This is a genomic window from Streptomyces sp. NPDC005070 (genome assembly GCF_053600395.1).
Map to the genome: position 1 here is coordinate 1 of NZ_JBSFZS010000113.1, position 25,019 is coordinate 25,019.

22 protein-coding genes are annotated in these 25,019 nt (G+C 72.5%); 12 read left to right on the top strand and 10 right to left on the bottom strand.

The annotated features are described in order from the left end of the window. Positions 1 to 971: amidase (locus tag ACWEBX_RS29320; RefSeq protein ID WP_451887808.1), on the bottom strand; the 971-nt coding region annotated here is incomplete at its 3' end. A gap of 328 nt (positions 972 to 1,299) precedes the next feature. On the opposite strand from ACWEBX_RS29320, the gene ACWEBX_RS29325 reads away from it, so the two are divergent. Genes ACWEBX_RS29325 through ACWEBX_RS29340 form a run of 4 tightly spaced genes read left to right on the top strand, consistent with a single transcriptional unit; the run spans position 1,300 to position 5,337 of the window. Next, positions 1,300 to 2,655: an enolase C-terminal domain-like protein gene (locus tag ACWEBX_RS29325; RefSeq protein ID WP_451887809.1), complete on the top strand. Its 1,356-nt coding sequence runs from the start codon at positions 1,300 to 1,302 to the stop codon at positions 2,653 to 2,655. After that, entirely contained in the window at positions 2,652 to 3,416 is a 765-nt protein-coding gene (locus ACWEBX_RS29330; protein WP_451887810.1) for an SDR family NAD(P)-dependent oxidoreductase, read from the top strand. The genes ACWEBX_RS29325 and ACWEBX_RS29330 overlap by 4 nt, the downstream gene beginning before the upstream one ends. Then, entirely contained in the window at positions 3,413 to 4,501 is a 1,089-nt protein-coding gene (locus tag ACWEBX_RS29335; protein WP_451887811.1) for an aldo/keto reductase, read from the top strand. The genes ACWEBX_RS29330 and ACWEBX_RS29335 overlap by 4 nt, the downstream gene beginning before the upstream one ends. Then, complete coding sequence (locus tag ACWEBX_RS29340; protein ID WP_451887812.1) at positions 4,498 to 5,337, top strand: amidohydrolase family protein; 840 nt, start codon at positions 4,498 to 4,500, stop codon at positions 5,335 to 5,337. Before ACWEBX_RS29335 ends, ACWEBX_RS29340 begins: the two co-directional genes overlap by 4 nt. 79 nt (positions 5,338 to 5,416) lie before the next feature. On the opposite strand, the gene ACWEBX_RS29345 is transcribed toward ACWEBX_RS29340, so the two are convergent. Then, positions 5,417 to 6,847, bottom strand: a complete 1,431-nt coding sequence (locus ACWEBX_RS29345) for a lipase maturation factor family protein (protein ID WP_451887813.1) — start codon at positions 6,845 to 6,847, stop codon at positions 5,417 to 5,419. A gap of 116 nt (positions 6,848 to 6,963) precedes the next feature. Here ACWEBX_RS29345 and ACWEBX_RS29350 point away from each other — a divergent pair, with 116 nt between their 5' ends. From ACWEBX_RS29350 to ACWEBX_RS29360, 3 genes are all read left to right on the top strand, one after another. Further along, entirely contained in the window at positions 6,964 to 8,355 is a 1,392-nt protein-coding gene (locus ACWEBX_RS29350; protein WP_451887814.1) for a DUF6777 domain-containing protein, read from the top strand. A gap of 78 nt (positions 8,356 to 8,433) precedes the next feature. After that, the gene (locus ACWEBX_RS29355) at positions 8,434 to 10,509 is read left to right on the top strand and encodes a SpoIIE family protein phosphatase (protein ID WP_451887815.1); all 2,076 of its coding nucleotides are present in this window, start codon (positions 8,434 to 8,436) and stop codon (positions 10,507 to 10,509) included. 38 nt (positions 10,510 to 10,547) lie between these two features. Then, complete coding sequence (locus ACWEBX_RS29360; protein WP_451887816.1) at positions 10,548 to 11,408, top strand: Fpg/Nei family DNA glycosylase; 861 nt, start codon at positions 10,548 to 10,550, stop codon at positions 11,406 to 11,408. 103 nt (positions 11,409 to 11,511) lie between these two features. On the opposite strand, the gene ACWEBX_RS29365 is transcribed toward ACWEBX_RS29360, so the two are convergent. The 3 genes from ACWEBX_RS29365 to ACWEBX_RS29375 all read right to left on the bottom strand — a co-directional run bounded on the left by ACWEBX_RS29365 (position 11,512) and on the right by ACWEBX_RS29375 (position 13,612). After that, positions 11,512 to 12,192 (bottom strand): anti-sigma factor family protein, encoded by a 681-nt coding sequence (locus ACWEBX_RS29365; RefSeq protein WP_451887817.1) that lies wholly within the window; start codon positions 12,190 to 12,192, stop codon positions 11,512 to 11,514. A 220-nt stretch (positions 12,193 to 12,412) separates the two neighbouring features. After that, positions 12,413 to 12,928, bottom strand: coding sequence for a hypothetical protein (locus ACWEBX_RS29370; protein WP_451887818.1), 516 nt, complete (start codon positions 12,926 to 12,928; stop codon positions 12,413 to 12,415). A gap of 135 nt (positions 12,929 to 13,063) precedes the next feature. Beyond that, on the bottom strand, positions 13,064 to 13,612 hold the full coding sequence (locus ACWEBX_RS29375; protein WP_451887819.1) for a sigma-70 family RNA polymerase sigma factor: 549 nt from the start codon (positions 13,610 to 13,612) through the stop codon (positions 13,064 to 13,066). Between the two features lie 285 nt (positions 13,613 to 13,897). On the opposite strand from ACWEBX_RS29375, the gene ACWEBX_RS29380 reads away from it, so the two are divergent. Beyond that, positions 13,898 to 15,055, top strand: a complete 1,158-nt coding sequence (locus ACWEBX_RS29380; protein WP_451887820.1) for a CapA family protein — start codon at positions 13,898 to 13,900, stop codon at positions 15,053 to 15,055. Positions 15,056 to 15,137: 82 nt separating this feature from the next. Here the strand turns inward: ACWEBX_RS29380 and ACWEBX_RS29385 are convergent, their stop codons facing one another. Then, positions 15,138 to 15,602 carry a universal stress protein gene (locus tag ACWEBX_RS29385; RefSeq protein ID WP_451887821.1) on the bottom strand — a complete coding sequence of 155 codons (465 nt, stop codon included), beginning with the start codon at positions 15,600 to 15,602 and terminating at the stop codon, positions 15,138 to 15,140. A 101-nt stretch (positions 15,603 to 15,703) separates the two neighbouring features. Here ACWEBX_RS29385 and lysX point away from each other — a divergent pair, with 101 nt between their 5' ends. Together lysX and ACWEBX_RS29395 are read left to right on the top strand one after the other, a co-directional pair. Continuing rightward, a complete protein-coding gene (lysX, locus tag ACWEBX_RS29390) occupies positions 15,704 to 18,982 on the top strand; it encodes a bifunctional lysylphosphatidylglycerol synthetase/lysine--tRNA ligase LysX (protein WP_451887822.1) in 3,279 nt (1,092 codons plus the stop codon). A gap of 80 nt (positions 18,983 to 19,062) precedes the next feature. Continuing rightward, positions 19,063 to 19,908: a polysaccharide deacetylase family protein gene (locus ACWEBX_RS29395; protein ID WP_451887823.1), complete on the top strand. Its 846-nt coding sequence runs from the start codon at positions 19,063 to 19,065 to the stop codon at positions 19,906 to 19,908. A gap of 109 nt (positions 19,909 to 20,017) precedes the next feature. Here the strand turns inward: ACWEBX_RS29395 and ACWEBX_RS29400 are convergent, their stop codons facing one another. Next, positions 20,018 to 20,683 (bottom strand): class F sortase, encoded by a 666-nt coding sequence (locus ACWEBX_RS29400; protein ID WP_451887824.1) that lies wholly within the window; start codon positions 20,681 to 20,683, stop codon positions 20,018 to 20,020. Between the two features lie 331 nt (positions 20,684 to 21,014). Between ACWEBX_RS29400 and ACWEBX_RS29405 the strand changes: the two genes are divergently transcribed. Beyond that, positions 21,015 to 21,506, top strand: a complete 492-nt coding sequence (locus ACWEBX_RS29405; RefSeq protein WP_451887825.1) for a hypothetical protein — start codon at positions 21,015 to 21,017, stop codon at positions 21,504 to 21,506. 129 nt (positions 21,507 to 21,635) lie between these two features. Here ACWEBX_RS29405 and ACWEBX_RS29410 read toward each other — a convergent pair whose 3' ends face one another. The 3 genes from ACWEBX_RS29410 to ACWEBX_RS29420 all read right to left on the bottom strand — a co-directional run bounded on the left by ACWEBX_RS29410 (position 21,636) and on the right by ACWEBX_RS29420 (position 23,611). Continuing rightward, entirely contained in the window at positions 21,636 to 22,172 is a 537-nt protein-coding gene (locus ACWEBX_RS29410) for a hypothetical protein (RefSeq protein WP_451887826.1), read from the bottom strand. 225 nt (positions 22,173 to 22,397) lie between these two features. Continuing rightward, entirely contained in the window at positions 22,398 to 23,162 is a 765-nt protein-coding gene (locus tag ACWEBX_RS29415) for a bestrophin-like domain (RefSeq protein ID WP_451887827.1), read from the bottom strand. 170 nt (positions 23,163 to 23,332) lie between these two features. Continuing rightward, the gene (locus ACWEBX_RS29420) at positions 23,333 to 23,611 is read right to left on the bottom strand and encodes a hypothetical protein (protein ID WP_451887828.1); all 279 of its coding nucleotides are present in this window, start codon (positions 23,609 to 23,611) and stop codon (positions 23,333 to 23,335) included. 502 nt (positions 23,612 to 24,113) lie between these two features. On the opposite strand from ACWEBX_RS29420, the gene ACWEBX_RS29425 reads away from it, so the two are divergent. Then, positions 24,114 to 24,971, top strand: coding sequence for an SCO0930 family lipoprotein (locus ACWEBX_RS29425; protein ID WP_451887829.1), 858 nt, complete (start codon positions 24,114 to 24,116; stop codon positions 24,969 to 24,971). Positions 24,972 to 25,019: the final 48 nt, after the last annotated feature.

Consider the following 25,019-nt stretch of genomic DNA (forward strand, 5'->3'; position numbering starts at 1 on the left):
CCGGGCGTGAACGGATCAGAGGCTCGCCGCGTGGTCCGGGACGAACGTCTGCAGATCGCGCGGCGGGCGCACGTAGCCCGTCGGCCCTTTTCCGAGGTCGTGCTCAGCCACAGCGGGTACGGCGGATTCGCGGTCCGCACCCGGTGACCCGCCTCGGCCAGCAGGGCGGCGGCCTCCCGGGCGGCGTTCGTATACGGCCGCGTGACATGGATTCCGGCCAGCGGGCTGCGTACCGACAGGGCGATCCGGCGGGTGGCGGGCTCCGCGGGCGGGGCCGGCTCGATGTCCGCGAGGAGGGCGAACATCAGCCGCGCGTCCTCGACCGTCGTGGCCAGCGGGCCGTTCTCCGACATGCCGAACCAGTCGCCGTGACCGATCCCGGCGGGGATCACCCCGTGGCCAGGTTTCAGGGTCACCAGACCGCAGTTGGCGGCCGGGATGCGCAGCGAGCCCATGCCGTCGTTGCCGAGCGCGATCGGCACCATCGCGGCGGCGACCGCGGCCGCGCTGCCGCCCGAGGAGCCGCCCGCCGTACGGGACAGGTCCCAGGGGTTGCGCGCGCTGCCGTACACGCCCTCCGTGGTGCCGAAGACGCAGAGTTCGGGCACGTTCGTCAGCCCCACCACGACGGCGCCCGCCGCGCGCAGCCGGGCCACGGTGACGTGATCCTCGTCGGCGAGGGCCTCCGGGGTCGCGGCGGAACCGTTGCGGGTCTGCTCCCCGCGCACCGCCAGGTTGTCCTTCACCGCCACCGGCACGCCCGCCAGGGGGAGCCGGCCGAGGTCCCTGCCGGCCAACTGGTCGGCCTCCGCGAGGGCGGCCTCGGCGCGGACCGTGCGGAAGGCGCCGACGCGCCCGTCGAGGCGTTCGATCCGCGCGAGGTGTTCGGCCACCACCTCGCGGGGGGTGACCTTCTTCTCGCGTACGGCTGCGGCGATCTCGGTGGCGGTCCGGCCGGCCCAGGTGGTCACGGGCGCTCCTCACTCGTGTCGTACTGGTGAGTAGTTACGGGGAGCACTCTGCCCGCAGCCCGGGCGCCGCGTCGAGAGTCCGCGCCCCCCGACCTTCGGTCCGGCCTCCCGGTTCTCGCGTGACGCGGCGGCCGGCGTGCCTCCCGAGGGCGACCGGCGCGCCCCCGGTGCGGCCGGATCGGTCCCGGGCGTGCCCGGCCGGCGACCTGGCCGTCGGACCGGAGCGTGCCCGACGCTGTACGCGGACGGGCCGGCGGGGAGATCCTCGGGACCGAGCACTCCTCCGCACCCGGCCATGGACCCCCTGTCGCCGACGGAAAGGCCCGCCGTGCCTCCGACCTCCGCCCGCGTCGTCGCGGTCGACACCCACGACATCCGCTTCCCCACCTCCCGCGAGCTCGACGGCTCGGACGCGATGAATCCGGACCCCGACTACTCGGCCGCGTACGTCGTGCTGCGCACCGACGCCTCCGACGGAGCCGAGGGGCACGGTTTCGCCTTCACCATCGGGCGGGGCAACGACGTCCAGGTCGCCGCGATCGACGCGCTGCGGGGACACGTCGTCGGGCGGTCCCTCGACGAGCTGTGCGCCGACCCCGGCTCCCTCTCACGCGACCTCGTCGGCGACAGCCAACTGCGCTGGCTCGGGCCCGAGAAGGGCGTGATGCACATGGCGATCGGCGCCGTCGTCAACGCCGTGTGGGATCTGGCCGCACGGCGCGCACACCGTCCGCTGTGGCGACTGCTCGCGGAAGCCGAACCCGAATGGCTCGTCTCCCAGGTCGACTTCCGCTACCTCACGGACGCGCTGACGCCCGGCGAGGCGCTGCACCTGCTGCGCCGGGGCAGGGAGGGCGCCGAGCGGCGCGCCGCGATCCTGCGCGCACGGGGCTACCCCGCGTACACCACCTCACCCGGCTGGCTCGGCTACAGCGACGAGAAGCTCACCCGGCTGGCCGTCGAGGCCGTCACCGGGGGATTCCGGCAGATCAAGCTGAAGGTGGGCGCCGACCTGGAGGACGACCTGCGCCGCCTCCGCGCCGCCCGGGCCGCGGTCGGCCCGGACATCCGTATCGCCGTCGACGCCAACCAGCGCTGGAACGTCGGCGAGGCGATCACCTGGACCAAGGCGCTCGCCGCGTACCGGCCGTACTGGATCGAGGAGCCGACCAGCCCCGACGACATCCTCGGCCACGCCGCCGTGCGCGAGGCGGTCGCCCCGGTCAAGGTCGCCACCGGCGAGCACGCGCACAACCGCGTCGTCTTCAAGCAGCTCCTCCAGGCGGGGGCCGTCGACATCCTGCAGATCGACGCGGCACGGGTCGGCGGTGTCAACGAGAACCTCGCCATCCTGCTCCTGGCCGCCAAGTTCGGCGTCCCGGTCTGCCCGCACGCCGGAGGGGTGGGCCTGTGCGAACTCGTCCAGCACCTCTCGATGTTCGACTTCGTCGCCCTGTCCGGCACCACCGACGACCGCGTCATCGAGTACGTGGACCATCTGCACCACCACTTCACCGATCCGGTGGTGATCCGCGACGGCCACTACACCGCGCCCTCCGCGCCGGGCTTCTCCGCCGCGATGCGGCCCGAGTCCATCGCGGAGTTCGGCTATCCCGGCGGCACCTTCTGGGCCGCCGACCTCGCCCGGCACCAGGCCGACGACCCGAAGGGACAGGCTGTATGACGGACTCTCAGGAACTGCACGGACTCAGGGCACTGGTGACCGGAGGCGCCTCCGGGATCGGCAGCGCGACCGCCGGTCTCCTCGCCGCGCGCGGCGCGCGGGTCGCCGTCCTCGACCTCGACCCTTCGTCCGTCGACAAGCCGCTGACCGGCCACCGGGCCGACGTCACCGACGACGCTTCCGTGCGCGCGGCCGTCGCCGCCGCGGTCGCGGACCTGGGCGGCCTCGACATCCTGGTCAACAACGCGGGTATCGGCGCCCGGGGCACCGTCGAGGACAACGACGACGCCGAATGGCACCGGGTCCTGGACGTCAATCTCCTCGGCATCGTGCGGACGACCCGCGCCGCCCTGCCCCATCTGCGGGAATCCGCGCACGCGGCCGTCGTGAACACCTGCTCCGTCGCGGCCACGGCGGGACTGCCCCAGCGGGCGCTGTACTCGGCGTCCAAGGGTGCCGTCCTCGCGCTGACCCTCGCCATGGCGGCCGACCACATCGGCGAAGGCATCCGCGTCAACTGCGTCAACCCCGGCACCGTGGACACCCCTTGGGTCGGCCGGCTCCTGGACGCCGCCCCCGATCCGGCCGCCGAACGCGCCGCGCTGGAGGCCCGCCAGCCCACCGGGCGGCTGGTGTCGGCGGCGGAAGTCGCGGGCGCCATCGCCTACTTGGCGAGCCCGCTGTCCGGATCCACCACCGGCACCGCGCTCGCGGTGGACGGCGGGATGCAGGGACTGCGGCCGCGTCCGGTGGTCCGGTGAACTCCCTCGGCGTCGCCGGCGTCCCCGTCAGCGCGCTGTCCTTCGGCGCCGCCGGCATCGGCAACCTGTACACCGAGGTCACCGACGAGCAGGCGTACGAGGCCGTCGGCGCCGCCTGGACGAGCGGCGTCCGCTACTTCGACACGGCCCCGCACTACGGCCTCGGCCTTTCCGAACGACGCCTGGGCGCGGCCCTGCGCGACCTGCCCCGCGCGCGGTACACCGTCTCGACCAAGGTGGGGCGCCTGCTGGAGCCCGCCGACGCGGGCGGCGACGACCGGGCGGACGGCTTCGCGGTGCCCGCCACCCATCGCCGCGTCTGGGACTTCAGCGCCGACGGCGTACGACGGAGCCTGGACGCCAGCCTCGAACGGCTCGGCCTCGACCGCGTGGACGTCGTCTACCTCCACGATCCCGACGACCACGCCGAACAGGCGTTCCGCGAAGGCATTCCCGCACTGGCCGAGCTGCGCTCGCAGGGCGTGGTGCGCGCGATCGGCGTGGGCATGAACCAGACACGGATGCTGACCCGGTTCGTCCGCGAGACCGATGTCGACGTGGTGCTCTGCGCAGGCCGCTACACCCTCCTGGACCACGACGCACTCACCGAACTGCTGCCCGCCGCTCAGGCCTGCGGGACCTCCGTCGTCATCGGCGGTGCCTTCAACTCCGGGCTGCTGGCCGACCCGAGGCCCGGAGCGACGTACGACTATGCCGTGGCGCCGGGCGAGTTGCTGGACCGCGCTCTGCGGCTCAAGGAGATCGCGGGACGCCACGGCACCACCCTGCGTGCCGCCGCCCTGGCCTTCCCCGCCGCCCACCCGGCGGTGGTGAGCGTCCTGGCCGGGGCCCGTTCGGCGGACGAAGTCCGCGACTGTGCCGAGCGGTTCGCGGAGCCGGTGCCCCCGGACTTCTGGCGGGAACTGCGCACGGAGGGCCTGCTTCCCGACACCGCGCCCCTCCCCGTCGAAGCCCCGGCGACCGCGCCCCTCCCCGTCGAAGCCCCGGCGACCGCGTCCCTCCCCGTCGAAGCCCCCGCGACCGCGCCCCTCCCCGTCACCGGCCCCGCCCCGGAGCGTTCGTGACCGTCGACGCCCACCACCACGTGTGGGACCTGTCGGTCCGCGACCAGGACTGGATCACCGGACCCGAACTGCGGCCCCTGCGGCGGAACTTCGCGATCACCGACCTCGAACCGGAGGCCGCGGCCGCCGGGGTGGACCGCACCGTCCTCGTCCAGACGGTCACCGTGGCCGAGGAGACCCCCGAACTGCTCGCGCTCGCGGAGCACAGCACCCTGGTGGCGGGCGTGGTCGGGTGGACGGACCTGACCCGGCCGGACGTCGCCGACGAACTCGCGCGGCTGCGGGAGCTCCCCGGCGGCCCTCGCCTCAGCGGCATCCGCCACCAGGTCCAGGGCGAACGCGACCCCGGCTGGCTGCTGCGCCCCGACGTGCGGCGGGGACTGGCCGCCGTCGCGGGCGCCGGCCTCGTCTACGACCTGGTCGTCCTGCCCCGCCAACTGCCCGCCTGCGCCCGGGCGGCCGCGGAGCACCCCGGACTCGTCTTCGTCCTGGACCACCTGGGCAAGCCGCCGATCGCCGGCGGCGCCCTGGACCCCTGGGCGGGCGCCGTCCGTGAACTGGCCGCGCTGCCCAACACCGTCTGCAAACTCTCCGGCATGGTCACCGAGGCGGACCCGGCGCGCCGGACCCCGGGCGATCTGCGGCCGTACGCCGACACGATCCTTCAGGCCTTCGGCCCGCGGCGCACGATGTTCGGCTCCGACTGGCCCGTGTGCACGCTCGCCGCGCCCTACGGACAGGTCCTCCGGACGGCGGAGGAGCTGACGGCGGGGCTCGACGAGAGCGAGCGCCGGTCCGTCTTCACCGGCACCGCCACCCGCGTCTACCGCCTGTGACCCGCCACCCGCGTCCACCACCTGTGACCCGTCACCCGCGTCCACCGTCTGTGACCCGCCGTCCGCCCGTTCCTCCGGATCAGCGTGGAACCCCCCGCTCGGCGGCCCCTTCCAGCCGGGTCGGTGGGAGGAAGTCGCGCACATAGGTCCGGTGCCAGCACGCGCCCGTCTCGCGCAGCTCGCGCCAGGTCGTGTAGCGGTAGCGGAAGAGACGGGCGCGGACGTAGCGCGGCGGCGCGTCGGCCGGGAAGGGGGAGCGGCGCAGCAGCCGCAGCGTGTCGGGGTCGTTCTCCAGCAGCCGCTCCATGAGACCGGAGAACCAGGTGCCGGCGTAGCCGGGAGACAGAGCCACGAACCACATCAGCCAGTCGAGCCGCAGATGGTACGGCGCGAACTGGCGCGGCCAGTGCCGTGGATCACCCGGCTTGCCCTTGAACTCGTACTCCCGCCAGTCGGCGTCCTCGCGCGGCACCGCGTCCGCCGTTCCCTCGACGACCACCTCGTGGCGCATCCTGCTGACGCTGCCGAACGCCCCGTAGGTGTTCACGAGATGGAGCGGGTCGAAGGAGCGGTTCATGACCTGCCGCCGGGAGACCAGATTGCGTGCCGGGCGGTAGCCGAGAGCCAGCAGACCCGCGGCCACCACCAGCACGACCACCTCGTACCACAGCGGTGTCGCCGGGGTCCGCGGCGCGGTGACGGGGAGCTCGGTCACGCTCAGGGCGAGGACGATCGTCGTCCAGTTCAGCCAGGCGAAGTTGCCGGAGAGCACCAGCCAGAGCTGGGTCAGGATCATCAGCGAGGCCGCCGCCGTCGCGATCGGCTGGGGGGTGAACAGCAGCACCGGAATCACGAGTTGGGTGACGTGGTTGGCGGCCGCCTCGATCCGGTGGAACGGCCCCGGCAGATGGTGGAAGAACCAGCTCAGCGGACCCGGCATCGGCTGGGTCTCGTGGTGGTAGTAGAGGCAGGTCAGCTTCCGCCAGCAGGCGTCGCCCCGCATCTTGATCAGCCCCGCGCCGAACTCCACACGGAACAGCACCCAGCGCATGAGGAAGAGCACGACGACCGGCGGCGCCACCTCGTCGTTGCCGAGGAACACCGCGAGGAAGCCCATCTCGAGCAGCAGCGACTCCCAGCCGAACGCGTACCAGGTCTGGCCGACGTTGACGACCGACAGGTACAGGGCCCACGGCACGAGCCAGAGCAGCATCGCGCCCCAGAGCGGCAGCAGCCCGTCGAGTCCGGCGGCCAGCGCCAGCGACACCGCGCAGCCCGTCCAGCACCAGGCGGCGTAGAAGCGGTCGGAGTAGCGCCAGTGGAACACGCTCGGCGCGTCCCGGAACGCGACGTGCCGCACGAAGCGGGGCACGGGCAGCATCCCGCGCTCTCCGGTCAGCGCACGGAACTGCAGGGCCGCGCCCAGGAACGCGACCAGGTACAGCACGGCCAGCCCCCGCTGGAACACCAGCCGGCTCAGCTCGTACCCGGGTGCGGCGAACCACTCCATGGCGCGTGCTCCTCTCCCCTCCATTGTGACGCTGGGTGACCGTTTTCCGCTTGCGTGCGCCAAGAGGGTGACGCAGAGAATGAGGCACGAACAGCCCGGGACGAACGGGAGAACGCGTGCACATACCCACCAGGACCTTTGCCGCGGCCTGCGCGCTCGCGGCGGCACTCCTCGTCGTCGCGGGCTGCGGCGGCGGGGGCGGGCACACGGCGCCGAACGGATCCACCGGCGGCGACGTGCTTCTCCAGCCCCTCGCGGTCCGGGGGCCCGACCCCTTCACGGCGCCCACCGACACCACCCCCGCGCCCCGGCCGCCCGTCACCCGAACGCCGCAACCCACGGCCACCGGAACACAAGGCGCGCGCACCGTCTCGGGCGCCACCCCGGGCCTGTACGGCGGCACCCGCAACGCCGGAGCCTGCGACGTCGAGAAGCAGATCCGCTACCTCGCCGCCGACCCGGCCAAGGCCCGCGCCTTCGCCGAACTGTCCGGCGTCTCACCGGGGTCCGTCCCCGACTATCTGCGGCAGCTCACCCCGGTCGTGCTGCGTGCCGACACCGGTGTCACGGACCACGGCTTCGCCGCCGGGCAGGCGACGGGCTACCAGGCCGTGCTCCAGACCGGTACGGCCGTCCTCGTCGACAACCGGGGCGTACCCAGGGTCCGCTGCGCCTGTGGCAACCCGCTGGGCCGGCCCACCGCGCTCGACAAGAACCCGGACACCCGCGGCACGCCCTGGAGCGGGTACCGGCCCGGCGGGGTCGTCATGGTGACGCCGTCGCCCGACGTGATCACCGCCATCACGATCGTCGACGACGGCGACGCCACCTGGATCGAGCGGCCGGTCGGATACGAGGGCCACCGTCACGACCACGCCGTGCCGCCGCCCGACGGCTCCGTCCCCGTGCCGCACGACTCCGCTCCCGCGCAGGAGCCCTCCGCCGGCGCCTCGGAGGGCGGCCGGAGCCCGTCCCCCGACGCCTCCGACTGCGCCACACCGACCGCGACGGTGACCCCGACACCGGGCACCGGCGAGGGGACCCCGGACGAGAGCGCCGGGCCGCGCACCGCGCCCACCGCCGGTCGCACGCCCAGTGGCAGTCCCACGCCCAGCACCAGTCCCAAGCCCAGCGGCAGTCCTCCGTCCAGCGGCATTCCCACGGACGACACCGCCATGGACGTCGCCGCGCGGGGCCGCGCCGCGCGCCCGAGTGACGAGCCCCCGCACTGCCCGAGTGCCACCGTCACGGCAGCGCCGACGACGGGGCCCGGGACCACCCCGGCCCCCTCGGGCGGCACCACGGCGCCGCCGACCGGCCCGGCCGCCCCCGACGGCTCCGGCTCCCCGGAGCCGTCGGCGCCGCGGGTCCCGTCCGACGATCCGGGCACCCCCACCGAGGACACCGGCCCGGACAGCCCCGACGCACCCGACGGCGGGCTGACCCCCGACGCGCACACCGGTCCCGACAGCGTCTTCGAGGTCTCGGCCGACACCCCCGGCACGTGAACACGTCCGCGTCCGGGGGCCCCGGAACCGAGCCCTCCAGAAGTCGAACAATCGGGCAAATACTGGCATGGTGGCCCCATGGTTGATCGGGGAGCGAGCGCCCTGTCACTCCCGGACGACTGGCCCGCCCACCCGGATCCGATCCTGGCGCTCAACCGCATGGGCAGCTTCGACTGGGACCTGGACACCGGTCTGATGCAGATGGACGCCCAGGCCCACGAGGTCTTCGACGTGCGCCCGGACGAATACGACGGGCAACCCGCCACCCTGTCCATGCGCGTCCCGCCGGCCGAGTCACGCCGCCTCGACACGATGGTCTCCCACGCCCTCAAGGACGGCAGCGAGAACTACGGCGCCTACTTCCGTATCCGCCGCCGCGACGGCGCCCTGCGCTGGACCCACACCCAGGGCTACATCCGCCGCGACGAGAACGGCCGGCCGCGCCGGATCATCGGCATCGTCCGCGACGCCACCGACGAGCTCGACGAGAGCGCGTCACGCCGTGAACAGGCCGCCCAGAACGAGGTGAGGCGCCAGCAGACCAGCGTCGTCCAGCTCACCACGGCCGCGCTGGCCCACGCCGTCACCGTGCAGGACGTCATCGACGTGCTGCAGGACACCCACGGCCTCACCCACCTCGGGGCGGCCAGCCTGGTCATGGGCCTGGTGGAGGCCGGCCGCATCCGGATGGTCGCCACGGGACCCGTGGACAGCTACGTCCCCGGCACCCGCGTCACACGCCTGGACGCGCAGTACCCGATGAACGAGGTCGTCCGCAGTCTCGCGCCGCACTTCATCGAGTCGCCCGAGGAGTTCGCCGAGTCGTACCCGCTCCTGTGGCCCAACATCACCGATCTGAAGATCACCTCGGCCGCGTATCTGCCGCTCATCGTGCAGGCTCGCCCCATCGGCGCGATCGGTCTGCTCTACAACGACCGCCACGGCTTCTCGGAGGACGAGCGCAACGTCCTCGTCGCGCTCGGCAGCAGCATCGCCCAGAGCCTCCAGCGGGCCATGTTCTTCGAGCAGGAGAAGGACCTCGCCCAGGGCCTCCAGCAGGCCATGCTGCCGCGCTCCATCCCCAGCGTGTCCGGCGCCGACATCGCCGTCCGCTACCGCTCCGCCTCGCTCGGCCGCGACATCGGCGGCGACTGGTACGACCTGATCCCGCTGCCCGGCGGCCGCGTCGGCGCCGTCATCGGCGACGTCCAGGGCCACGACACCCACGCCGCCGCCGTCATGGGCCAGCTCCGCATCGTCCTGCGCGCCTACGCGGCCGAGGGCCACACCCCGGCCACCGTGATGGCCCGTGCCTCGGTCTTCCTCCACGAACTCGACACCGACCGCTTCGCGACCTGCCTGTACGCGGAGATCGACCTGTCCACCGGGGTGACCCAGCTCGTCCGGGCCGGCCACATCGACCCGCTCGTCCGGCACGCCGACCGGACCTGCCGGCGGCTGCCCCTCGAAGGCGGCCTGCCGCTCGGCCTGTCCGCCGAGTTCGGACGCCTCGAATACCCGGTCGCCACCGTCGAGCTCGACCCCGGCCAGACCCTCCTGCTGTGCACCGACGGGCTCGTCGAGGAGCCGGGTGTCGACCTCGACGAGGGCATGCGCATCCTCGGCGACCTCATCCGCGGCGGCCCGGACGACGTCAGCGATCTCGCCGACCGGCTCATCGACATGGCCGAGGACCGGGGCGGCGACGACGACGTCGCCCTGCTGCTCCTGCGCCGCCACGGACTGATCGACCAGCGCTCGGGCGGACGCCTTCAGCAGCATGTGGCGCCCGGCGACCCGGAAGCGCTCAGCGAGGCCCGCCACATGATCCGGGCCGCCGTGCGCGCGTGGGGAGCCCGGGACCGGGCCGACGAGATCGAGCTGGTCGCCGACGAACTGATCACCAACGCCCTCATGCACACCGAGGGTTCGGCCATCGTCACCCTGCGCGTCCTGGCCGGATCCGAACGCAGACTGCGCGTCGAGGTCGAGGACTCCTCCAGCGCGCTGCCGCGCCGCCGCGAGGCGGGAGAGTCCGGTGTCTCGGGCCGCGGCCTGCTGCTCGTCGACCGCCTCACCGACGTCTGGGGGGTCGAGGCGCGCGGCGGCGGCAAGGTCGTGTGGTGCGAGTTCATGGTCCGGGAGCACGCCTGATCCCCGGTGCCGTCGGTGCCGGATGGCACTCTGGACGTATGCCGGAACTGCCCGAGGTCGAAGCGCTCAAGGATTTCCTGGCCGAGCATCTCGTCGGCCGCCGGATCGTGCGCGTGCTGCCCGTCGCCGTCAGCGTCCTGAAGACGTACGACCCTCCCGTCTCCGCGCTGGAGGGACGCGAGGTCACGGCCGTCCGCCGGTTCGGCAAGTTCCTGGACATCGGCACGGACGGCCCGCACCTCGTCACGCATCTGGCCCGCGCGGGCTGGCTGCACTGGAAGGACACGCTCCCGGACGGCCCGCCCCGGCCCGGCAAGGGGCCGCTCGCGCTGCGTGTCGCCCTGGAGACCGGCGAGGGCTTCGACCTCACCGAGGCGGGCACCCAGAAACGCCTCGCCGTGTACGTCGCCGAGGACCCGGAGCAGCTCCCGGGCGTGGCCCGGCTCGGCCCCGACCCGCTCGCCGGCGACTTCGACGAGGAGCGGTTCGCCGGGCTGCTCCAGGGCGAGCGGCGCCGGCTCAAGGGCGCGCTCCGCGACCAGAGCCTGATCGCGGGCGTGGGCAACGCCTACAGCGACGAGATCCTGCACGCCGCCCGGATGTCCCCCTTCAAGATCGCCTCCTCGCTGACCCCCGAGGAGACCCGGCGGCTGTACGAGGCGCTGCGCGGCACGCTCAGCGAGGCGGTGGAGCGCTCCCACGGGCTCGCCGCCGGGCGGCTGAAGTCGGAGAAGAAGAGCGGTCTGCGGGTGCACGGGAGAACGGGGGAGCCCTGTCCTGTGTGCGGCGACACCATCCGCGAAGTCTCCTTCAGCGATTCCTCGTTGCAGTACTGCCCGACCTGCCAGACGGGTGGCAAGCCGCTGGCGGACCGGCGGATGTCCCGGCTGCTCAAATAGGCGGACCGAGCAGGCGGACCGGGCAGGCGGTTCGAACGAGCGGTTCGCGCAGGAGGTCCGGGCGGGCGGTCGCTCGGTGTCCCCGGTGGCGGGACGGCTTCGCTCAGGGGGAGTTGAGCGTCACGAGGTGTTCACCGTCCGCCGTGCGCACCTCGAAGCTGCGGATCTCGTCGGTCTGCATCGACGAGCCGCCCTGCATGATGATGGCGGCCTCGTTGTGCGCGGGCTCCATCCAACTCGTCACCGACTGCTCCGAGCCGTCCTTGCCGATGGCGACGAGCTCGCAGGAACGGGGACCCTTGGCGTCCTTGACCTCGACCTCGATGTCGCTGCCCCAGAGCCGTTCCCGAGTCGTCACCTGGGCCCACACCCCGGTCTCCGCGTCGGTCCTGGCCATCTGGCTCGACGGGGGGCCGTCCGCGACGATCCCGCCCGAGGGGGAGTCGTCTCCGGCCATGAGAGCGAGCGCGGGTCCGCCCGCCGCGAGGACCACGGAGGCGGCCAGGGCGAACAGGAAGCGCCGGCGTCCGGCCCGGTTGCGTGTGGCGACCTCGCCGAGCAGCCGGTCCAGCAGCCGCGGCCCCGGGGCGGCGAAAGGGTGGACGCTGCGCGGCGTCGACTGCCGGTACAGCATCAACTGCCGTGTGGCGGGGCGGTACTCGCTGACGAACGCCGTGCACTGAGCGCACTCCACGAGGTGGTCCTCGAAGCGGAAGGCTTCCGCCTCGCCGAGCACGCCGAGCGCATAGGCGCCGACGTCGCGATGCCGTTCCAGGGACCTCATACCGAATACCGAATCCTCGTGGCGTTGGTGCGGACTGTGAGTGGTGTTGCTGTTGCCCACGGGTACGCAGCAGACCGTCGAATCACTCAAGACTCGTCAGGAATCGGGGTGAAGACATTCGGAGCGGGGGCGCTCGCGGATTGGTGCGAGCCCCGGAAAATTCTCCCCGGACCGGTCGCGGCCGCCGCCGGAAGCCGTTCCGGCGCGGTCACGGCCGTCGTCAGAAGAGGTGGATGGCCAGATGCCCGAGCGGCAGCCCCAGCCGCCAGGCCGCCGTCCACACCTGGGGACCGTCGTCCTCACCGGGCACGGAGCCGCCGCCGGGCACCGCGTCGAGGTCCGGAGCGAGGAGTTCCGTCTCCTCCAGCCACCGCCAGGCCGCGGCCGCCAGCTCCAGATCGGGATCGGGCGCGGCGCGTCCGGTGGCCTCGGCCGCGCGCAACTCCAGGTGCTCGCGCACCCAGGTGTGCCAGGGCTGGTCGTACGCGGTCAGCGAAAGCCACGTCTCGAGCTGGGTGATGACCCGGATCCCGGAGAGTTCACCGCCGCTGTCGGACAGGAAGATCGTCAGCGCGAGGGCGTCGCGCCCGGCGCGGAACTCGAAGGAGGTGGGCGGCATCAGGTCGCCCGTCCGCAGCAGTTCGTCGGCGATGTACTCGGCGTACAACCAGGCCATGGGGACGGTGAGTTCGCCCCCGCCGGTGCCGTCCGTGCTCTCTTGACCTCTGTGCAGCATCCCTTCCTGCCTTCCTCCGGTGCGTGCGCGTCGCCCGACCCCGGGCCCCAGTCCGGAACACGGATGAGGCAAGCTGATTGCTCAACCATGGTCCTCGGCAAGGCGCTTTACGGAGGTTTGACTAAGCCTTCGGTTTCACCGCAGGTCGGCCGCATATCCAGGAAGGACCCGGCGCAGGGCGCGCAGCGCGTAGTACGCGCGGGATTTCACCGTACCGGGTGGAATGCCCAGCGCCGCGGCGGCCTCCGCCACACTGGCCCCCTGGAAGTACACCAGCACCAGGACGTCACGGTGTTCGGGAGTGAGAGTCTTCACAGCCTCCCGCACGTCGAGCGTCGCCGCCGACCGTTCGGCGTGATCGGCGCAGATCCGCGCGTTGTCGAGGATGTGGTCGCCGACCTCCGGGGGCCGGGCCTGCCGGGCCCGGCGCGCGTCGATGGCCAGCCGCCGTCCCACGGTCAGCAGCCAGGGCCGTACGGAGTCGAAGTCGTCCGCACGCAGGGCCTCGGGATGCTGCCAGGCGCGTACGAACGTCTCCTGCACCAGGTCCTCCGCGCGCTGGCGGTCGCCGTCGGACAGACGCAGCAGCAGCGCGAACAGGGGGCGGCCGTGGTCGCGTTGCAGCGCGGCCAGCTCGTGCTCGGCGGTCGTCCTGGGGGCGATGGTGGTGGTTCCGGCCGTCATGGCGTGTATGTCAGCGCCCCGCGCCCCGCGCGGACAGGCCGGGGACACGGTTGTGCGGTGGGCGGTCGAAGCGGTCGGTGAACGGTGCGCCGAACGGTCGGCCTGGGAGGAGCGCCGCATTCCGGGGCCACCGTGTTCGTACCGCAGTTCGTCCGCCGTTCGTCCGCCGGGCAGGTCGCCGAACGCCGGACGGGTGACGTGCCGGGGTGTCTCCTTGACCGGCGGCGGTCCGTATATGTGGATGCATATCTATGGGTAGGTAAATGCGACCGCATGGGGCCCGGCATGATCACACGCGCGCGACAGATCAACCTGGCCCTCGCGGCCGCCCTCATCGCGGCCGCGGTGACCAGCCAGACCCAGGACACGGGCACCCGCCACCGCGACGGGCGGCCCGGCCCCACCGCGGCCGCCCGCGGCTTCACCCTCGTCGCCGGCGGAGACGTCCTGCCGGACAGCTCGGTCCTCGAACGGGCCGGCTCCGACGCGGGAGGCGCCGGATACGACTTCCGGCCGATGCTCGCGAGCGTCCGGCCCGTGGTCTCCCGCGCCGATCTGGCGATCTGTCACCTGCGGACCGTGTACGACACCGACGGCGCCCCCACCGGCACGTACGCCTTCAAGACCCCTGCCCAGGTGGCCGACGGGCTCGCCGCCACTGGCTACGACTCCTGCTCCACCGCCTCGAGCCACACCCTCGACGACGGTGCCGACGGCGTCCGGCGCACCCTGGACGCGCTGGACCGCGCGGGCCTGCGGCACGCCGGATCGGCCCGCGCCGCCCAGGAGGCCGACCACGTCACGCTGATGAAGGCGGGCGGCGCCCGCGTCGCCCACCTCGCGTACACGGACGACACCGACGGCCTCCCGTTCCCGCAGGGACAGCCCTGGGCGGTCGGCCTGATCGACCCCGCCCGGATCGTCGCGGACGCCCGTGCCGCCCGGACGGCGGGCGCCGACGTGGTCGTCGTCTCCCTCGACTGGGGCACCGAGTGGCAGGACGGGCCCAACGAGCGCCAACTCGGCCTGGGCAGGCAACTGACCGCCTCCCGCACCGGCGGGCGGCCGGACATCGACCTGATCCTCGGCACCCACTCCCACGTCCCGCAGGCGTACGAGAAGGTCAACGGCACCTGGGTCGTCTACGGCACGGGCGACCAGGTCGCGGGCGAGAGGTACGACGAGCGGGGCGTCCAGGACCCGCGCGGCAACCAGAGCACCATCGGCCGCTTCACCTTCTCCCCGCCCGCGCGGCCCACGCGGCGGTGGGAGGTGACGAAGGCCGAGTTCATCCCGCTGGCCTTCGACCTCGACGCCGGCCGGGTCGTCGACCTCGACGCGGCGCTGGAGCAGGGCGCCGCCGTCGGCGCCGTGCGCGACCGGATCCGCGACGTCGTCCTCGGCAGGGGCGCGGGCCGGGCCGGCCTCGTCATGGCCGAGTGACCCGCGCCGGGACCGACCGGAACGGCACCGACCGCAAGGGGACCGACCGCAACGGTCCCGACAGGCACCCGTCGGGCACCCGCTACGGCACGACCGTGACCGGCCAGCGGCCCGCCTTCACCAGCCGGATCGCCACCGAACCGATGATCCGGTGCCCCGACTGCTCGGAGGCTCCGACCACCACGGCGTCCGCCTTCAGCTCGTCCGCGGCGGTGACCAGACCGTTGTAGGGGTCGCCGCGGAAGGTGTGGAACTCCCAGCGCACATCGAATATGTCCTTCACCCGCTCGGCGGCGTCGCGGATGTACTGCACCAGATCCTCGGCGATCTCGTCGGTCGTGTCCGCGACCGGCACCCCGAGCGCCGCCCCCGCCGCCATCACCGGCTTGACATAGACCACCGCCAGCAGCGCCCGCTGCCGCCGGGCCAGACCACCGGCGTACGCCGCCGCGCGCAACGAGGAGTCGGAGCCGTCCACTCCGACGACGATGACCTTGGGACCGTCCGTCCCGCGCTCGAACCGATGCGTGTGCTGCTCTTCCGTCACGGCTGCGAGGCTATCGGAACCCGCGCGTCCCCCCGCCCCGGGGGAGCGGCCGAGATCCGCTCGACGGGCGGGGCGCGGCCGATCTTCCTACAGTCGGAACCATGAGTGCCACCGTGGAGGCCCGCCCGCCGAAGACCGCCAGTGGCTCGCCACGGCCGCCCCAGAGCGGCTTCCTGAGCAAGGTGCCCGAAGGCTTCGCGGCCTTCTTCGTCGCCATCGGCCTGCTCTGCACCCTGCTCGCCTTCATCCCGCCGCTGCGGCGATTGCTGCGCCCGGTCGTGCGTTTTCTCGACCTTTTGATCATCCCGGTCAGCGCCAACCTCGCGTACGCCGTCTTCCTCTTCCTGCTCGCCGCCGCGACGGCCGCCCGCAAGAAGATCGCCTGGTGGCTCGTGGTCGTCTACCTCGGCCTGCTGGTCCTGACCGACCTGCTCGGGATCGCCGCCGGCCTGTACGCCGCCTCGATCCCCTCGCTGATCGTCTGCGGGCTCCTGCTCGCCCTGCTGATCGTGGCCCGCCGGGAGTTCTACGCCGACTCGCGGCGCGCCGCCGTACGACGTGCCCTGCTCGTCCTGGTCACCGGCCTCGTCGTCGCGATCCTGCTGGGCTGGGGCCTGGTCGAGCTGTTTCCCGGCACCCTGACGGAGGGCCAGCGGCTGCTGTGGGCCGCCAACCGGGTCTGCGGCGGACTCGTCTCCGCGCGCTCGTTCGACGGCCGTCCGCCGCGCTGGCTGTTCTTCGTGCTCGGCCTGTTCGGCGCGCTGGCGCTGCTCAACGCGGCCGCCACACTCTTCCGCTCCCAGCGTCTGGTCGCGGCCCTGCACGGCGACGAGGAGGCCCGGATCCGCGCCCTGCTCCAGGCGTACGGCGGCGGCGACTCCCTCGGCTACTTCGCCACCCGCCGCGACAAGGCCGTCGTCTTCTCGCCCAGCGGCAAGGCGGCCGTCACCTACCGCGTCGAGGCCGGGGTCTGCCTCGCCAGCGGCGACCCCGTCGGCGACCGGGAGGCCTGGCCCCACGCGATCGCCGCCTGGCTGGACATCGCCCGCCGCTACGCCTGGGCGCCGGCCGCGATGGGCGCCTCCGAAGAGGGCGCCAAGGCGTTCGCGCGCGCCGGGCTCGGTGCCCTCCAACTCGGCGACGAGGCGATCCTGCAGATCGCCGGCTTCGACCTGTCCGGCCGCGACATGCGCGTCACCCGGCAGGCCGTCAACCGTGTCAAACGCTCCGGCGCCACCTGCCGGGTCCGCCGGCACTCCACCCTGTCGGACAGCGAGATGGAGGAGATCGTCAGCCGGGCGGACGCCTGGCGCGACACCGAGACCGAGCGCGGTTTCTCGATGGCCCTCGACCGGCTCGGCGACCCGGAGGACGGCGACTGTCTGCTCGTCGAGGCGATGGGGTCCGACGGCAAGCTCCTCGCGCTGCTGTCCTTCGTGCCCTGGGGCCGCGACGGCATCTCCCTCGACCTCATGCGCCGCGACCGCGGCGCGCCCAACGGCGTCATGGAGTTCATGGTCGCGGAGGTGTGCGCGGTCGCCGGCAAGTTCGGTGTCCGGCGCATCTCCCTCAACTTCGCCGTGTTCCGCTCCGTCTTCGAGGAAGGCGCCCGCATCGGCGCCGGACCGGTGCTCCGGCTCTGGCGCAGGCTGCTGCTGTTCTTCTCCCGCTGGTGGCAGCTCGAAGCCCTGTACCGCTCCAACGCCAAGTACCACCCGGAGTGGTACCCGCGCTTCATCTGCTACGGCGACACCGGCGCCCTCGCCCGCATCGGCCTGGCCTCCGCGATCGCCGAGGGCTTCGTCTCCGTGCCCTCGCTGCGCAGCCTGTGGGGCAAGGGGCACCCCAAGGGCGGACCCGCACCCGCCACGACGGCGGGACTCCCGTCGCTGGCCGCCCTCGGCCTCGACGCGGACGGCGGGGCCGCGGCCGACGATCCAAACACCGGCCTGCCCGACCAGGTCCGCGTGCGGCACCGCAAACTCGACCGGCTGCGCGCCGAGGGCACCGACCCCTACCCGGTCGGCATCCCGCCGCGCACCCATCTGCTGGCCGACGTCCGCGGCGGGGAGGACGTGACCGTCGCCGGACGCGTGATGCTCGTACGCGACTTCGGCGGCATCCTCTTCGCCGTGCTGCGGGACTGGTCGGGCGACCTCCAGATCGCCCTCACCCGGGACGGGGCCGGCCCCGCGCTCGACCGCTTCCGGCAGGTGATCGACATCGGCGACCACATCAGCGCCGACGGTCTCGCGGGCGCCAGCGACACCGGCGAACCCACGGTCTTCGTCACCGCCTGGCAGCTCACCGCCAAGTGCCTGCACCCGCTGCCCGACAAGCGCAAGGGTCTCGCCGACCCCGAGGCCAAGGTCCGCCGCCGCTATCTCGACCTGGTGTCCAGCCCCGCCGCCCGCGAGGTCGTGCGCGCCCGCTCCACGGCCGTCCAGGCGCTGCGCCAGGGACTGCTCGACCGTGGCTATCTGGAGGTCGAGACCCCGATGCTCCAGCAGATCCACGGCGGAGCCAACGCCCGGCCCTTCACCACGCACATCAACGCCTACGACCTGAACCTCTATCTGCGCATCGCGCCCGAGCTCTACCTCAAGCGGCTGTGCGTCGGCGGCATGGAGAAGGTCTTCGAGCTGGGCCGTACCTTCCGCAACGAGGGTGTCTCCTACAAGCACAACCCCGAGTTCACGATGCTGGAGGCGTACCAGGCGTTCGCCGACTACGACGTGATGCTGGACCTCGTCCGCGAGCTGATCCAGGGCGCCGCGACCGCCGCGTTCGGCAGACCGATCGCCCGCAAGGACGGCGTCGAGTACGACATCTCCGGGGAGTGGCCGGTCAAGACGGTGTACGGCGCGGTCTCCGAGGCGCTGGGCGACGAGATCGACGCCGACACGACCCTGGAGAGGCTGCTGCGGCTGTGCGACCGCGCGGGCGTGCCGTACACGGCGGACGACGGACGCGGTGACGTCGTACTGGAGATGTACGAACGTCTGGTCGAGGAGAAGACCGGGCTCCCCACGTTCTACAAGGACTTCCCGACCGACGTCTCCCCGCTCACCCGGCAGCACCGCACCGACCCGCGGCTCGCCGAACGCTGGGACCTCGTCGCCTTCGGTACGGAACTGGGCACCGCCTACTCGGAGTTGACCGATCCGGTCGAGCAGCGCCGCCGGCTCACCGAGCAGTCCCTGCTGGCCGCCGGGGGAGACCCCGAGGCGATGGAGCTCGACGAGGACTTCCTGGACGCGCTGGAGTACGCCATGCCGCCCACCGGCGGGCTCGGCATCGGCGTCGACCGGCTCGTCATGTTCCTCACGGGTCTGACGATCCGTGAGACGCTGCCGTTCCCGCTGGTCCGCCGCCGCTGACTGGGCCGGGCGGGTGCATTCGCGAGTCCCTACCGGTGTTGCTCGGCGTGGTGAGCCCTCCGCCGGGTGACTGATTGGTCATGAAAAAGGATGAGCTGATTACCCGGCGCCGGGTGTTGATCGCCGGCGCCGCGCTCCTGGGGGCGGCCGGAGCGGCGGGCACGGCCCATGTCCTGACCGCCGGTCGGGCCGCGGAGCCGGCAGGCGGCCTGCCGCTCTCCGGCGCGCTGGCGAACCGGGCCCTCAAGCCCTCCGCCTACCGCCTCCGGCCGCTCGCCGGGTACGGCCCGCCGCCGTACGGCACGCAGCTGCGGACCCTCGTCCGGCACGAGCCCTTCATGCGCGTGTCCGGCCCGGGCCGCACCCTGGTGCTGACCTTCGACGACGGCCCGGACCCGAAGTACACCCCCGAGATCCTGCGGACCCTGCGCACGTACGACGTGCACGCCATGTTCTTCGTGTGCGGGCGGATGGTCGACGAGAACAAGGACCTGCTGGGCGAGATGGCCGACGACGGACACCTCGTCGGCAACCACACCTGGAGCCATCCGCTGCTGACCAAGCTCTCGCGCTCGGAGATCCGCTCCGAGATCGAGCGCACCAGCGAGGTCATCGACGAGGCCTACGGCGAGCCGCCGTCCTGGTTCCGCGCGCCGTACGGGGCGTGGAACCGGGCGACCTACCAGATCGGCGCCGAACTCGGCATGGAGCCGATGGCCTGGACGATCGACACGAACGACTGGGCGAGGCCCGGGACCCGCGCGATCGTCGGCACGATCCAGAAGCAGGCCGCCCCGGGTGTCGTCGTCCTCTCCCACGACGCCGGCGGTGACCGCTCGCAGAGCGTGCAGGCGCTGCGCACCTATCTCCCGCGCCTGCTGGACGCCGGGTACCACATCACGGTGCCACGCCGGAGAGACGCCTAGAACCGAAAAGGGCCCCGCGCATCGTGCGTCGCGGGGCTTTCGGCCGGACCGGCCGGCGGGCTGCGGACGCCCCGCCGACCGGCTTTTCGCGGACCCGGTCCGGGAATGCTCAGCGCACCTCGGAAAGGCGCGCGAAGACGACGACGTTCCCGTCGTAGCCGTGCTGCTTGGAGAATCCGCCCCCGCACGTGATGACACGCAATTCGGGGGTTCCCTTGCTGTTGTAGACACGGTCGCCGGGGAAATTGCTCTTCGCGAAGACCTCGATGCCGTAGATCTCGAACACCGCGGTCTTCCCGTCCTTGCGCAGGACCTCGACCTTGTTCCCCTTCTTGAGCGCCCCGAGGCCGTAGAAGACGGCGGGACCCCGCATGTTGTCGACATGGCCCACGACCACGGCCGTGCCCTTCTCGCCGGGCGAGACCGCGCCGGTGAACCAGCCGGCGAGATTCGGGTCGTCGGGCGGCGGCGCGTCGACCCAGCCGTCCACGTCCAGGCCCACCGGCATCACCGGGGCGTCGACACGGATCGCCGGGATCCGCACCCGGTCGGCCACGGAGTACGGCAGCGCGGCGGGAGTCCTCGAGAGCGTGCCGCCCGGCGTGCGGGTGTCCGCCGCGGCCGCCGAGGCCGGCTGCGGCGGACCCACGTCGAACTCGCCGGAACCGTTCCGAATGAGTGCGAGGCCGGTCAGCAGAACAAGCGCTATGACGCCCCAAGGAGCGCGCTTCCTCTGCCGCTCCTCCTCTTCGGCCAACTCGTCGGACGCAGACATTCGCAATCCCCTCTCGACGCGGCCGTCGCCTCGTCATCCGCGCATATGAGCACGCTAATGGCAGCCAGGCCGCCCGGCGACGGGGCACGGGCGAACGGGTGGCGGGGGGAATGCCTCGTGCGCCATCCGAGTTGCCGTGACCAGGAATTTTCTGACAGTCCGTGACCTGCGGCAATATCCGATTGTGTGGAATTCCTTCGGCGTGTCCTCTCACCAGGACGGACCATTCCCGAAATGCGGCCCCGCGCACGGCATCTGAGGGTCTGACTGGGAGGCGCTTTCTCGCCGATCCACCGGGGACGGTTCCCGGGGCGCCCCCGCGGAGGATCACATGCGTACTACTCGTGCCCTGGCGGTGTCCGCCGCCGCGGTCGCCGCCGTGGGGCTCGCCGCCCCGATGGCCGCGGCGTGGAACACGCCGAGCAACATCGTCGCGCAGCCCAGCGTCATCGCCCGGGGCGGCCAGCTCACCGTGACGGTCGACGGGTGCCCGAGGGGAGGCACGATGACCTCTCCCGCGTTCCGTCAGGCGAGACTCTCGCCGCTCCTGGGCAGCCGCACCGAGGCGTCCAGCGGTACAGCCACCATCAATCAGGACGCCAGCCCCGGCTCGTACGACATCACCGTCAACTGTGACGGGACGGGCCCGCTGACCCGTCCGGCCGCCTTCACCGTCATCGGCGGTGTGCGCGGTGGTCTCGGCGGCAGCAGCAGTACCGGTGCCACGCCCACCGACATGACGATCGGCGGTGGTCTGGTGGCCGCGGCGGCCATCGGCGGCGGGGTGTTCTGGATGCGGCGCAGGTCGGAGCGGCACATCTGACCGTTCCGCCGGTGAGCGGCCGGTCCCGCCCCCTTCGGAGGCCGGCCCCCGCCGCGCGGAGCCGTACGTGACAGCCCTTCGCTCCGGACCCGCCCGACCGGGTCCGGGGTGAAGGGCTGTGCCGCTGTGTCAGGTCTCGTCGGAGGAGGTGCGCCGGCGGGACAGGTACCAGGCCGCGCCGACCGAACCGGCGATGAGCGCCGTGCCCATCCCGATCTGCTTCAGGTCGAAACCGCCGGCACTGCCGCCGACACCGGCCCGCACGCCCCGCTGCAGGGGCACCGGGGTCGGCGTGACCGGGCGGCGGCCGGCGATGGTGAGACCGGTGCTGCCGCTCGCCCCGCCGCACGAGAACGTCACGTCGTACACGGCCCCGGGTCTGGCGTCCCAGTCGACCGTGGCCGTGGCGGAGGACTGCCCCGGCGGGATGCTGACGGTGTCGAAGACTCCGGAGGTGACCGTGGCGGTCCCCCGGCAGTGGCCGTCCCGTTTCAGGAGCAGCGACACCTGGCCGCCCGGGGCGACCGTCGAGGGCTGCACGCTGAAGGCGAACGGGGTGATCGGGGTGAGTCCGTGGTCCCCGTCACCGGCGAGCGCGACGGGAGCGGCGAAGGTCAGGGCGGTCACGCCCAGCAGTGCGGCCGAAGCGACGCGTATCGCGCGCATGGTGAGCCTCCAGGTCCCCGAGGAGCCTTGCTGCGGACCTTTTCCGCTTGCGCCAGAAATGCACCTCGATGATCGGAACGCTAGGAAAGGCCGAACGAGGACGCGATCCCAGTAGCGCGAACGGGGCAATTGTGTGGGCCGTCCGGGGGACGGCGTGCGTGCGGACGGGGGACGCGCACGGCGTGGCGCGCGCCCCCCGGCCGAGGAGAGTCCCCGGGGTGCGCGTCACCCGGGAAGGTGCGGGAACAGCGTCGTGAAGGGCTCCGCCGACGCCGTGATCCCCCGGCTGTAGGGTGCGTCGAAGTCCCAGATCAGGAACAGCAGGAACGCGATCAGGGCGGAGAACAGCCCGGCCAGGATCAGCTCCCGCGCGGTGCGCCTGATCTGCAGGGCGAAGATCATCCCTACCGTCACCACGGCTCCGGTGATCAGCCCGAACCACACCACCCCCGGCATGGTCGCCCCGGTCGAGTCGGCGCGGGCGCCGCGCGCGGTGTCGGCCGCGGTCACCTGGTCGAGGAGCGGCTGGTAGGCCTGCGCCTCGAAGTCCGACTTCGGCTGGTAATCGGTGACGTCGTGCCGGACCCGGTCGAGGAGCCGTCCGCCCTCGTCGGTCACCCGGCCCTGCTCGGCCATGGCCTTCCACTCGGTGGTGACCACGTAGTGGACGTAACGGTCGACATCGCCGCGGATCCGGTCGCGGACGTCGGGCGGGTAGACCCGGACCCGTTCGGAGATCTCGTGCAGGGCCTGCGCCTCCGTCTGCACCTGGCTCTGGGCGCCGCCGCGGGCCTCCCAGACACCGGCGATGGCCAGTCCGAGGACGATGGCGTACACCACGCCGATCATCATCGTCATGTATTCGATGACGTCCGGCGTCTCGGTGGGGTCCTCGTCCTCACGGGCCCTGCGATGACGCAGGAGCGTCACGACGAGGACCACGAGGCACGCGGCCGCCATCGCCAGGGCGAGAACAAGCCAATCCGACACAGTGTGCCTCCAGGGGTCAGCGCGGGCGCAGCGCCGCGACGGCGAGCACCGCGGGCGCGGTGATGAGCAGGGTGAACGACACCAGCGAGGGGCCGCCGCGGGGTGCGTGCTTGTGCGCCGGGGCGCGGTACGCCGGATAACTGACCGGGGCCGGCCGGGGAGCGGGACGCTCATGCGGAGTCGGGGCGGGCCTGGGCGCGGGTCTCGGTGCCACGACCGGAGCCGGCCGCGGCGGCGGGGGCTTCGGTTTCGGCTTCGGTGCCGGCGCAGGAGGCGGCGGTGGCGGAGGCGCGGGCTTCGGCGCGTGGGTGGGCGGTGGCGGTGGCGGTGGCGTCGGCTTCGGCGCCGGCTCGGGCTTCGGGGCCGGCTTCGGCGGGGGAGGGGGCTCGGGGGGCGGAGGGGGCGTGGGGGTCGGCGGGCAGGGCGGGGTGGGCGTCGGGGGCGGGCACTGGATCGTGTGTCCGGCGACGGCCACCGCCCCGTCGCCGGACACGGCTACCGCCCCGTCGCCCGCCACGGCCACCGCGGTGATCCCGTCGCCGTCCGGGCCGGTCGAGGCGTAGGCGCAGGCGTCGGCCGCGGCCGTTCCGCTCGGCGCGCCGACGAGGAGCCAGGTGAGCGCCGTCAGCGCCAGTACCCGTATGACGAGGGCGGATCGGGTCCGCTGGGGTGCGTGCACGACGGAGATCATGGGGCGCGAGGGGCCCGGTCGCGACGAAGTGTCCTGGAATGGCCACGAATTGGGTACCTCGGGCCCCCGGCGGCTTGACGCGGGAGGCCGGAAAGCACCGCCCTCGGTCGAACGTGTGAGCGGTGCGCGTCGAACGCGGCACAGTCTTCCGAAAGAAATTTGCGGCCCCTTTGAACGCTCCTGCACCTCCCGCCCGTACCTAGGGCCATGCGCGGCGCTGCAGGGCGCTGCAACACTTATGCGAACAGCGGGAGTTACCAATGAAGACCTCCTGGCGGAGCGCCTCACTCGTAGCGTCAGCTGCGGCCGTGCTGGCGCTCACGACGGCGTGTGGTCAGGAAAATGGCACCTCGACGGGTGCCCAGAACGTTGGTGCCACCGCGCAGGCGGGGGGTTACGGGACCAGCACCACCGCCGGTGCGGGCAACGGTTACGGGGCCGATTCCGATGCGAGCGCCGCCGCCAAGCCGGAAGCCGCGGGCGAGCTGTCCGTGGACGAGAGCGCCAAGCTCGGCAAGGTGCTGACCGACGGCGCCGGATTCACCCTCTACCGCTTCGACAAGGACACGGCCGAGCCGCCGAAGTCGAGTTGTGACGGAGACTGCGCGACGGCCTGGCCGCCCGTGCCCGCCGAGGGCGCCGAGGCCGCCACCGGTGTCGACAAGGCGCTGCTCGGCGAGGTCACCAGGACCGACGGCACCAAGCAGCTCACCATAGGCGGCTGGCCCATGTACCGGTACGCCAAGGACACCAAGGCCGGTGACGCCAACGGGCAGAACGTGGGCGGCACTTGGTTCGCCTCGGCGCCCGACGGCAAGAAGGCCACGCTGGCCTCCCTGCCCGGTCTGTCGGTCCGCAAGGACCCGAAGCTCGGCGACATCGTGGTCGACAAGAACGGCATGACCGTCTACCGCTTCATGAAGGACCAGGCCTGGCCCGTCTCGAAGTCGGCCTGCACGGGCGCCTGCCTGGAGAAGTGGCCCGCGGTCGCCCCGGTCGACGAGGCCGACACCAAGGGCGTCAAGAAGAAGGGCCTGATGCCCTTCACGCGCCCCGACGGAGTGAAGCAGATGACGGTCAACTGCTGGCCGATCTACACCTTCTCCGGTGCCACGTAATACCCTGTAAGTGCGATCAGCTGTTACCTGACCACCGTCACGACGATA